General features: G+C 68.3%; 10 protein-coding genes and 1 pseudogene. 5 read left to right on the plus strand and 6 right to left on the minus strand.

The window, feature by feature from the left end; translation table 11 throughout:
- On the plus strand, positions 1-1,295 hold a 1,295-nt coding region (locus Q1W68_RS07630; protein ID WP_300716038.1), incomplete at its 5' end, for an ATP-binding protein.
- Between the two features lie 13 nt (positions 1,296-1,308).
- Here Q1W68_RS07630 and Q1W68_RS07635 read toward each other — a convergent pair.
- Together Q1W68_RS07635 and Q1W68_RS07640 are read right to left on the minus strand one after the other, a co-directional pair.
- Positions 1,309-3,234 carry an MFS transporter gene (locus Q1W68_RS07635; protein ID WP_300654300.1) on the minus strand — a complete coding sequence of 642 codons (1,926 nt, stop codon included), beginning with the start codon at positions 3,232-3,234 and terminating at the stop codon, positions 1,309-1,311.
- A 189-nt stretch (positions 3,235-3,423) separates the two neighbouring features.
- Positions 3,424-4,128 carry a hypothetical protein gene (locus Q1W68_RS07640; protein WP_300654298.1) on the minus strand — a complete coding sequence of 235 codons (705 nt, stop codon included), beginning with the start codon at positions 4,126-4,128 and terminating at the stop codon, positions 3,424-3,426.
- A 140-nt stretch (positions 4,129-4,268) separates the two neighbouring features.
- On the opposite strand from Q1W68_RS07640, the gene Q1W68_RS07645 reads away from it, so the two are divergent.
- On the plus strand, positions 4,269-5,000 hold the full coding sequence (locus tag Q1W68_RS07645) for a helix-turn-helix transcriptional regulator (protein ID WP_300654296.1): 732 nt from the start codon (positions 4,269-4,271) through the stop codon (positions 4,998-5,000).
- Between the two features lie 69 nt (positions 5,001-5,069).
- Positions 5,070-5,816: a ProQ/FINO family protein gene (locus tag Q1W68_RS07650; protein WP_300654294.1), complete on the plus strand. Its 747-nt coding sequence runs from the start codon at positions 5,070-5,072 to the stop codon at positions 5,814-5,816.
- 15 nt (positions 5,817-5,831) lie between these two features.
- Here the strand turns inward: Q1W68_RS07650 and Q1W68_RS07655 are convergent, their stop codons facing one another.
- The 3 genes from Q1W68_RS07655 to Q1W68_RS07665 are packed head-to-tail and all read right to left on the minus strand — an operon-like array spanning position 5,832 to position 9,154.
- On the minus strand, positions 5,832-7,139 hold the full coding sequence (locus Q1W68_RS07655; RefSeq protein ID WP_300654291.1) for an FIST N-terminal domain-containing protein: 1,308 nt from the start codon (positions 7,137-7,139) through the stop codon (positions 5,832-5,834).
- A gap of 30 nt (positions 7,140-7,169) precedes the next feature.
- The gene (locus Q1W68_RS07660) at positions 7,170-8,276 is read right to left on the minus strand and encodes a PhaM family polyhydroxyalkanoate granule multifunctional regulatory protein (RefSeq protein WP_366146694.1); all 1,107 of its coding nucleotides are present in this window, start codon (positions 8,274-8,276) and stop codon (positions 7,170-7,172) included.
- Between the two features lie 47 nt (positions 8,277-8,323).
- Positions 8,324-9,154 (minus strand): enoyl-CoA hydratase/isomerase family protein, encoded by an 831-nt coding sequence (locus Q1W68_RS07665; protein WP_300654302.1) that lies wholly within the window; start codon positions 9,152-9,154, stop codon positions 8,324-8,326.
- Positions 9,155-9,328: 174 nt separating this feature from the next.
- Between Q1W68_RS07665 and Q1W68_RS07670 the strand changes: the two genes are divergently transcribed.
- Both Q1W68_RS07670 and Q1W68_RS07675 read left to right on the plus strand, forming a co-directional pair.
- Positions 9,329-9,685 carry a TraR/DksA family transcriptional regulator gene (locus Q1W68_RS07670; RefSeq protein ID WP_300654289.1) on the plus strand — a complete coding sequence of 119 codons (357 nt, stop codon included), beginning with the start codon at positions 9,329-9,331 and terminating at the stop codon, positions 9,683-9,685.
- A gap of 29 nt (positions 9,686-9,714) precedes the next feature.
- Complete coding sequence (locus Q1W68_RS07675) at positions 9,715-10,155, plus strand: VOC family protein (RefSeq protein ID WP_300654288.1); 441 nt, start codon at positions 9,715-9,717, stop codon at positions 10,153-10,155.
- Between the two features lie 73 nt (positions 10,156-10,228).
- Here Q1W68_RS07675 and Q1W68_RS07680 read toward each other — a convergent pair.
- Positions 10,229-10,341 (minus strand): annotated as a pseudogene (locus Q1W68_RS07680) (fumarylacetoacetate hydrolase); the annotation flags it as partial.

Here is a 10,341-nt window from a genome sequence, read left to right on the forward strand (position 1 = left end):
ACGAGAGCGAGATCTTCAACGTGCGCGGCGAGCGCATCCCGGTGGAGATCATCGGGCGCTCCATGATGCGCAACGGCGAGCGCCTGCGCATGGCCGTCGTGCGCGACATCCGCGACCGCCGCGAGGCCCAGGCCCGCATCCACGAACTCATCGAAGGCCTGCGCTCCGAGAAAGACAAGGCCGAGGCCGCCGACCGCGCCAAGTCCGTCTTCCTCGCCGCCGCCAGCCACGACCTGCGCCAGCCCATCCACGCCCTGGGCCTCTTCCTCACCGCCCTGCGCTCCATGTCCCAGTCCCCCAGCGTGCGCAGCACCGACCTGGCCGAGATCTGCCGGCGCATGCAGGCCTCCCTGGACGGCCTGGGCCAACTCCTCAACATGCTGCTCGACGTCTCCCGCCTGGACGCCAACGCCGTGCAGGTCGAGCGCGCCCCCACCAGCGCACAGCGCCTGCTCGAAGACCTCGACCAGGACTTCCACCAGCTCGCCGCCGAGAAGGGCCTGCGCCTGCACGTCGTCAGCTCTCGCCTGTGGGTCGACACCGACCCCACCGTGCTGCGCCGCATCCTCGTCAACCTGGTCTCCAACGCCGTGCGCTACACCTCCCGCGGGCGCGTGCTCATCGGCTGCCGCCTGCGCGGCCACGACGTCGAGTTCCAGGTCTGGGACAGCGGCATCGGCATCCCGAGCGAGCAGCGCGAGGCCATCTTCGAGGAGTTCTTCCAGATCGGCCAGACGCCAGCGGCCGGCCACGAGTCCCACGGCCTGGGCCTGGGCCTGTCCATCGTCAAGCGCTCCGCCCTCCTGCTGAACGCCCCGCTGGACCTGCGCTCCACCCCCGGGCGCGGCTCCATGTTCAGCATCCGCGTGCCGCGCTGCGAACCTCCCCCGCACGCCCCCGTGCCCGAGCAGGAGACCCCCTTCCCCCGGTCCGGCGCCAGCCTGGGCGTGCTCGTCATCGACGACGACGAGCAGGTGCTCGCCGCCATGCGCAGCGTGCTCGGCGTCTGGGGTCATCGCGTCTTCTGCGCCATCTCCCCCGACGAGGCCGTGGTCATGGCCATCACCCACGCACACGACATCGACCTGCTCATCTCCGACCACCGCCTGGGCGGCAACGTCACCGCCGTGGACGCCATCCGCGCCGTGCACGCTTGCCTCCCTCGCAACGTCCCCACCTACATCCTCACCGGCGACACCTCCCCTCAACGCATCCTCGAGGCCTCTCGACTCGGCTTCCCTCTCCTGCACAAACCCATCGACGCCCACGCCCTGCGCTCGATCCTCGGGGTGTAGGCCCGGCAAGCGCTCAGTCGATCAGGGCACGGACCCCTTCCTGCAAGCGTTCCAGCGTCACCTCCGCGGTCGGCATGGGCCCACCCACCCGAAGCCCCACCCGGCTGAAAATCCCCCGCCGAAACGGCCGCACCATGGCCACCGCTTCTCCGTTGCGCACCTCCACCCGGCTGAAGTACGAGCCCCACAGATGGCTCAACCCCATCGGGATGACCTCGGGGCGCAAACCGTCGGTCGCGGCCATCTCCAGGATCTTCAACACACCGCCCTTGAACGGCTGCAACTGGCCATCGCGCGTGATGCCGCCCTCGGGAAAGATCGCGAGCAGATCGCCTTCGCGCAACACCGCCAGAGCCGCCTCGAACGCGGCCTCGTAGGCCTGGGCATCTTCCTTCTGTGGCGCGATCGGAATCGCCTTGGCGAGCCTGAACAGCCAGCCCAGCAGCGGCACCTTGAAGATGCGGTGATCCATCAGGAACCGGATCGGCCTCGGGCTGGCCGCCATGAGCAGCACCGCGTCGACAAAGCTCACGTGGTTGCACACCAGCACCGCCGCGCCTTGCGTGGGTATGTGCTCGTCGCCTTGCACCTTGAAGCGGTACACCAGCCGTGAAGCCACCCAGGCCACAAAACGGATCAGGTACTCGGGCACCAGCATGAAGATGTAGAACGCCACCACCGCGTTGGCCAGCCCCACCAGCAAGAACATCTGCGGGATCGTGAAACCCGCCGACAGCAAGGCCCCGGCGATGACGGCGCTGGCGATCATGAACAGCGCGTTGAGGATGTTGTTGGCCGCGATGATGCGGGCGCGGTGCGTGGGCTGGCTGCGCATCTGGATCAGGGCGTACATGGGCACGCTGTACAGACCGGCAAACAGGCTGAGCAAGGTGAGGTCGGCCAGCACCCGCCAGTGGGCCGGCATGGCGATGAACTCACTCAAGCCCAGCGAACTGGCTGGTGGAAGGCCGCTGGATGCGAAGTACAGGTCGATGGAGAACACACTCATGCCGATCGCCCCCACCGGCACCAGGCCGATCTCCACATGCCGGCGCGAGAGCACCTCGCACAAGAGGGAACCGGTGCCGATGCCGATGGAGAACACGATCAGCAGCAGCGAAGCCACCTGCTCATTGCCGTGCAGCACCTCTTTGGCGAAGCTCGGAAACTGGCTGAGGAAGACGGCACCAAAGAACCACATCCAGCTGATGCCCAGCACCGAGCGGAACACCACCGTGTTGCCGTGCGCCAGCTTCAGGTTGCGCCAGGTCTCGGTGAACGGATTCCAGTTGATGGTGAGGCCGGGATCGGTGGCCGGCGTGGCGGGCACCGCCTGCGCCGTGAGGCGGCCGATCACGGCCAGCGCCACACAACTGAAGCCCACGTGGTGGGCGCCGATCTCGGGCACCGCGATGATCAGTCCACCCGCCAGGTTGCCCAGCAGAATGGCCACAAACGTGCCCATCTCCACCATGCCGTTGCCACCCGTGAGTTCGCGCTCGCTGAGGTGGTTGGGCAGGTAGGCAAACTTCACCGGACCAAACAGCGTGGAGTGCAGCCCCATCAGGAAGGTGCACAGCAACAGCAACGGGATGTGGGTGGTGAAGAACGCCCAAGCGGCCAGCGCCATGATGCCGATCTCCAGCCGCTTGACGAACACGATCAGCGTCTTCTTGTCCAGCTTGTCCGCCAGCTGACCGCTGGTGGCCGAGAACAGCAGAAACGGCAGGATGAAAAGCGCACCGATCACCAGCCCGGCCAACGCCGGCGGCAGCCAGCTCACCTGCAACTGGTAGGTGACCAGCACGGTGAAGGCGAATTTGAAGAGGTTGTCGTTGGCCGCGCCGAGGAACTGCGTCCAGAAAAACGGCGCGAACCGGCGCTGGCGCAACAGGGCGAACTGACCGCCCTCGGCGGGGTGCGATGGGGACACGGACATGGCTGACTTCTCCTCTCGTTGTGTTGGCGCCGCTCAGCCCATCGCCGCGGGATGGACGGGCGCATTGTCACCGAGCCCACGCCGTCTCAACCTCACCAGTATCGGCAGCGCGGCGCAAGCCGCGGCAACGTGCTTGAGGCTGTGGCCCGACACCCAGTCGCCCGTGGCGCGAAACACCGCCTCGTCACCTCACTCCAGCAGCTTGGCCAGGGCATACAACGCGATCAGGCCGGCCAGTGACACGCCGAGCGCACCTTGAACAGACGAACGCGTCGCAGCCCACACCACCAGCCCCATGCCGCCGAACTGCACCACAGCCCAAGGCAACACATTGCCCTGCCCGTGCGGCAAGACCGCCGACACCACCGCCAGCACCAGCACGGCGGGCAGAAACAAGCTCGACGCTCGATGTCCGACACGCTCGGCCACCGACAGCGCCAGCACACCGGCAAACGCCACCGCCATGCCCAGGCGGTCGATCACCAGCGAGCCTGCGTCGGGCGCCCAGTGGTAGGTGGCCGAGCCCAGGCCCGAGAGGATCAGGCCGACAAAAAACACGCTCAACGCATGGCTTGTGGACCGGACCAGCGTGCGCCCTCGCAGACACCAGAAGCCCGCCGAACCGGCCAACACCAGCGGCAGGTTGCTCAGCACGTCCAGCGTGTTGGGCACACCCCACCAGCTGCGGGCGTCCACGAACGGGTGCCCGTGCGCATGCAGCGGCGCATGGCCCTGTGGGTTGAGCGAGAGGTCCAGAACCGAGACCACAGTGGGCCCCAACAGCCACGCGAAGACCCACAACGTGAGCAGGCCCCAGGCGACCACGGCGAACGCGGTCGGCGAAGCGGGAGGGCGGATGGGCGAGACCAGGGCAACAGGCGAAGTCGGGATCATGTGTCGAACTCCAGGTGAACAGCCGCGAACAGGCTGGCGGGAGTGTCTGGCGGCAGCGGCCAAATGGTCTCGTATTCCGATACAGTGCCAGAACCATCCGCACCAGGTATCGATTGGCAATACCCGACAGGAAATCGACCATGAGCACCACCACCGACCTCGTCACCGCCCTCAAGCAAGAACTCAAGGCCGCGCGGATGACCTACGCCGACCTCGCCAAGGCCATGGGCATGGCCGAATCGAGTGTGAAGCGCATGCTGGCCAAGGGCGACATGTCGCTGTCCAAGGTGGACGCGATCTGCCGGGCGATGCGGCTGGACTTCGCCGATCTCGCGCGCCGCGTGGCCGACACCCAGCCGCTCTTGCGCGAGATGACGCAGGAGCAGGAGCGCGCGGTGGTGGCCGACAAGAAGCTGCTGCTGGTCGCCATCTGCGTGCTCAGCCAGTGGACGCTGGAGCAGATCAACGCGAGTTACCGCCTGAGCGAGGCCGACTGTGTGAAGAGCCTGGCGCAGCTCGACCGCATCGGCATCATCGAACTCCGCCCGCTCAACCGCTACCGCCTCAAGCTGGCCAAGACCTTCCGCTGGCGGCCGCACGGCCCGGTGATGAACTACTTTCGCGACCACGCGCTGCTCGACTACTTTCGCGGCGGCTTCGACGGCACGGGCGAGGGCCTGCTGCTGGTGCACGGCTCGGTGAGCCGCACCCTCGCGCCCCTGTTCATGGAGCGCCTGCAGCGGGTGGCGCAGGACTTCGCGCAACAGCACCAGACCGACCAGAAGCTGGCCGAAAAAGACCGCGAGGGCTACACCCTGGTGCTGGCCATGCGCAGCTGGGAATTCGAAGCCTTTGGACAACTGCGGCGCTGACCCGACACGGCTTCGCGGTCCGGCTGGCATGATGTCGGGCTTTGCTCGACCGCCTGAACGCAGGACACCATGAATCCGAACGCCTCCGAACCCACCGACGCCGCAGCGCCGGCGCCCGCCGAATCCGACGCCGGTAACCGCCCTCCGGCACGCGGCGGGCGCAACCGCCGCGGCCCGGCGCCCCAGCGCGCGCAGCGCGGCGGTGGCAAGCCGCCCGCGGGCGCCCCCCACCCCATGCTCGACCAACTGGCCGCGCTGTACCCGGCGCTGTTCGGTGCCGAGTTCCTGCCCATGAAGCGCGGCATCTTCCAGGACCTGCTGGAAGCGCACCCCGACACACTGGACAAGGACGGCCTGAAAGCCGCACTGGCGCTGCACACGCGCTCCACCCGCTACCTCACCGCCGTGGCCAGTGGCCACCCGCGTTGCGACCTGAGCGGCCAGCCGGTGGAAGACCTGGCGCCCGAGCACGTGCACCACGCACTGGTGGAGGTGTTTCGCCGCCGCCAGGGCCGGGCGCCGCAAGACCTGCGACCCAAACTGCGCCAGCGCATCGAGCAGGCGTTTGAAGCCTCCGGCCTCGGTGCAGAAGCCTATGCCGCGCTGGTGCTGACGCGCGACGAGGGCGTCAATGCGCTGACGCAGGAGGCACTGGACGCGGTGGTCGCCCTCGCGGCCAAGGACGCGGCCCTGCTGCGTGCGTTCGAAGCCAGTGGCAAGACGGTGGACGAGTTCGCCGACATGTACGGCATGGGCGGGGCGGACGCGAACCGCACGCTGGAGCGGGCCCGGGCCCGCGCCGCCAAGACCGCCTGATCGTCAACGAAGGGGTCAGGCGGCCGGCATCGTGAACACGGTCAGCACCCCGGTGTAGCCGTACAGCCGGTGGTGCGCGATCTCGCCCCCGGCAAAAAACCCCACCAGCGGCACATCGCCGAGCGCGCGGCGCACCACCTGCAGCTCGGCGCTCGGGCTGCCGAAATGGGGGCCTCCCCGGCCAGCGCAACTCACGTAAATGGCGCCTGCGATGCGCCGCGCCGGGTGCGGCGCGGCTTCCGCCTCGGTGGCGCTCAGGGCGCTGGCCATGGCCAGGCTGAGGTCTTCGGGCTCCAGTTCTTCGCGCACCTCGGAACACACGCGGATCAGGTCGGTCCGCGCGGCCTGCACATTGCGTTCGCAGAACGCCAGCCGCGTGCCCTCGGGCGCCACATCGCCGATGGCCACGCCGCGGCGGCCCGGGTCCAGACCGATCAGGTGACGCACCATGACCTCGGTGCCGAACTGGCCTCGCAGCCGGGGACCGCTGGCTGGCAGTTCGACATCCACATCGGGGTGCGGCTGCGTCAGGCCCACCAGCGTGGCGCGCAGGCGCAGCATGGCCTGCTCGGGTTGCTCGAGTGAAATGCCGAGCTCGCGCAGCAACACGTCGAGCGCAGGCTCACCGTCGAGCTGGAGGACGAGGTCGCCATCCGACTCGGTGACGGTGCGCTCACGGTCCACCGGCTGCGCACCCTGCGTCACGCGCGAGACGATGCCCACATCGGCCCCGAAAGCCACACCGCTCAGTCCGCCATGGAACACGCCGCTGGCCGCCCCCTGGCCGTGCAGGTTGCCCGCACTGCCGAGCGAAAACTGCACGCTCGGCCCTCGGCTGCCCGCCAAGCCACCGAACACATAGCCGCTGGTGGTGCGCTCGGCCACCTCCGCGATCAATTCATTGAGCTCTGGCGTGCCGCCGTCGGCATGCACCAGGGCGGTGTGGGCCACGAAGCTGCCCGGGCCGGCCGCACGGCCGCTCGCCGCCAGCGGGGCCACGCCGCTGAACACGCGGTACTGGTCGGGACGCAGGTCGCACAGCATCACGCACAGCGCGGGCTCGTCGAAATACTCCACGTTGTTGGCCGACACGCCCACCCCCACCGTGCCCGCCCAGTCGGTCACCTCGGGCAGTTCCGCACTCAGGTGCTCCAGGATGGCCTGGGCCTCGGCCGCGTAGTGGTCGGTGATGTAGAGCAAGGCCAGCGACGGTGCTTTGGCATGGTCGGGCAGGGCCATCTGGCCGCGCAGTTGCGCCAGCACCAGGGCGGCGGCCATGCGCCATTGCGGATGGGTGGCGTGGGCGTAGGGAAAGAGTTTCATCGAAGGTCGACCCACCAGGGGCGCAGGGGTTCAGCGTCGGCGGCTGGATTTGGTTGCCGCGGTCTTGCGCGCGGCGGGTTGGGCGGGTGGGGCCTTCCTGACCCCGCCTTTTTTGGCGGTGGCTTTGGGCTTGGCCGGGGGCGATGGCGCTGCGGCCGGCTGCAGTGCAGCAAAGCCGGGGAAGAAGGCGGTGGGCATGGTCCAGTCGCCCGCGGACATGGGTTGCGTCGATGGCGCACGCGCCGGGGCTTTGGCGGCGGATCGGCGGGCAGGCGCTTTTTTCGCCGCGGGCCGGGGTGCCGCCTTCTTCGCCGGCGCGATGACGGCCCGCGCAGCGGCACGTCCCATGCCGGCGGCCGTGCCCACGTTGCGCGCCACCGAGCCGCCGATGCTGCGCGCGGCCTTGCCCGCCATGCCGGTGGCGGCCTTCACGGCCTGGTCGGTCAGGCCCGAAGCCACCTGGCGCGTGGTGTCCAGCGCGGTCTGTTTGGCCACGTCCTTCATGGCATTGGAGGCGATTTGCTGGAACTGCTGGGAGATCGCGCCCCACCATTGCATCGGATCCACCACGCCACCGTCGGCAGACGGCGCGGCGGACGCCGTCTTGCGCACCTTGCTCCGGGGTGCGGGTCGTGGTGCGGCTTCTTCCTCGTCTTCCTCGGGCTCCTCGTCGGGTTCGGCCGCAGGCGCGTTGCCGTAGGTGCGCTCGGGAATTTCAAGCCCGGCGAACTGCGCCGGGGCCGCGGGGGCCGCGGGGGCCGCGGGGGCCGCGCCCGTGAAACTCGCCAGCGTGTCGGCGGCCTTGATCTTGAGCGCGTTGGCCACGTCGCCCATGCTGAAGTTCATGCTCTTGAGGGTGGAGAGCGTCATCTTCTGCACTTCGAGCGCCTGGATGGTGGCGCCCAGCGCCTTGGAGTTCTGGTCGAGCCAGAAATGCACGGCCTTGAGCTCCTCGATGCGCTTCTCCAGGTCCTCCACGTTGAAGGTGGGGGCCACCCAGCTGCCCAGGTTGGGCAGTTGCGGGATGTTCTGCCCGATGCCCTGCGCCACGCCGCCAGCGGCCTGGCCCGCGAGGTTCTGCAGGAACTCGAAGCCGGGCACGAACTTGCCGAATCCGCTGCTGGGCGCATCGCTCATGGGTGTCTCCTGTTGGGGGGTCAGGGCGACTGCCGTGCTGCCGGGTCTCAGCCGTCCACACCAAAGCGGGGGGCTCGGCGTTCACGCAAGGATGCCACACCTTCGCGCACGTCGGGCCCGGCAAAACCCATGAATTCCAGTGCCAGCGAGGTGTCGAACGCAGGCCCGGCCTGACGCAGCCAGTTGTTGAGCGAATACTTGGTCCAGCGGATCGCGCTCTGGCTGCCACTGGCCAGCCGGTCGGCCACTTCGTAGGCCTTGTCGAGCAACTCGCCTTCGTCCACCGCGAGCGAGACGAGCCCGATGCGCTCGGCTTCCTCGCCGCTGATGGGGTCGCACAGCAGCAGGTAGTACTTGGCCTTGGCCAGGCCGCACAGCAAGGGCCAGACGATGGCCGCATGATCGCCCGCGGCCACGCCCAGGCGCGTGTGGCCGTCGACGATCTTGGCGGACTTCGCGGCGATCGAAATGTCGGCCAGGAGGCCGGCCACCAGCCCCGCGCCCACGGCCGGACCGTGCATGGCACTCACGATCGGCTTGTCGCAGTTGATGACGTTGTAAACCAGGTCGCGCGCTTCCTTCCACACCCGCGTGCGCACCTCGAAGTCGGTCGCCATGTCCTGCACCAGGGCCAGATCGCCACCACCCGAAAACCCCAGGCCGCTGCCGCGCAGCACGGCGCAGCGCACGCTGTCGTCGCGACCCACGTCGCGCCAGATCTCGCTCAGCTCCCAATGCCCTTCGTGGCCGGCGGTGGGCAGCTTGCCGTTGCCGCCGGGTCCGTCGGCGCGCATGCGGATGTCGAGCACCGAGGGCATACCGTCCACGGCGGGGCCGCGGCGCGTGATGTCCAGGGTCTGGTAACGGCTGTAATCCACGGTGGTCATCAGGGTCTCCTCGGGGAATCGGGTTATGAATCAGGGGCGCGTCGAACACCCTCGTCTGCGGTGGATTGTGATTGACGTGCATCAACCCGGCGAGGTGTCAAAAGGCGCACCATGAGAGACACCACCGGATCGCACAGCGGTCCCACCCGTCCCGAGGAGAAACCCATGACCGCCCCCATTTCCGACACCTTCGCCGCCCAACTTCAGGAGATGCGCACCGACGTGCTCGCGCAGCTGCGCGCCCAGCACGGTGGCGCCATGAGCCGGGTTGAATCGGCGGCCGAAGCGCTCGGCAGCGCCAGCGACGACCAGGCCCAGGCCAACACCGAGCGCGAGTTGAGCTTTGCGCTGGAGGAGCGCGAGTCGGCCGAGCTGATCGAGATCGACGCTGCACTCCAGCGCATCGCCGACGGCAGCTTTGGTCTGTGTGTCGATTGCGGCGTGTCCATTCCCGCCGCGCGGCTGCACGCCAACCCCACGGCCATGCGCTGCATCGACTGCCAGACCAAGGCCGAACACTGAAGCCAGCGGCGGCTGGGTATGCTGCGGCCATGAACGATTCCGCCACCACCCTGACCACCCGCAGCCTGTTCCACTTCGCCTTCAACGTCACCGACCTGATGGCCGCGCGCCGCTTCTACGGTGGCGTGCTGGGTTGCCTTGAGGGCCGAAGCACCGAGACCTGGGTCGACTTCGACTTCTTCAGCCACCAGATCTCGCTGCACCTGGGCGAACCCTTCAAGACCACGCGCACCGGGCACGTGGGCGACCACCTGGTGCCCATGCCGCACTTCGGTCTGGTGCTGTTGCTCCCCGAATGGAAAGCACTCGCAGAGCGCCTGGAGCAAGCCGACGTCGAGTTCGTGCTGCCACCCCAGGTGCGCTTTGAAGGGCAACCGGGCGAACAGTGGACGATGTTCTTCTGCGACCCCTTCGGCAACCCGATCGAGGTCAAGGGGTTTGCGTCGCTCGAAGCGGTTTACGCCACCTGATCGAAGGGGGCGAGGCGATCCGGCGCCGGGCCGCCCCAAGCCGGATCAGCCCCCTCGGGGGGCAGCGACCCGCTCAAGCGGCGGAGCGTGGGGGCGACACCGTCTGATCGATGGCGCCGAAGATCGACTGACCATCCTTGCCCTTCATCTCGATGCGGATGGTGTCGCCGAACTTCATGAAAGCGG

Source organism: Hydrogenophaga sp. (assembly GCF_030158645.1).
In the GTDB taxonomy this organism is placed as follows: Bacteria; Pseudomonadota; Gammaproteobacteria; order Burkholderiales; family Burkholderiaceae_C; genus Hydrogenophaga.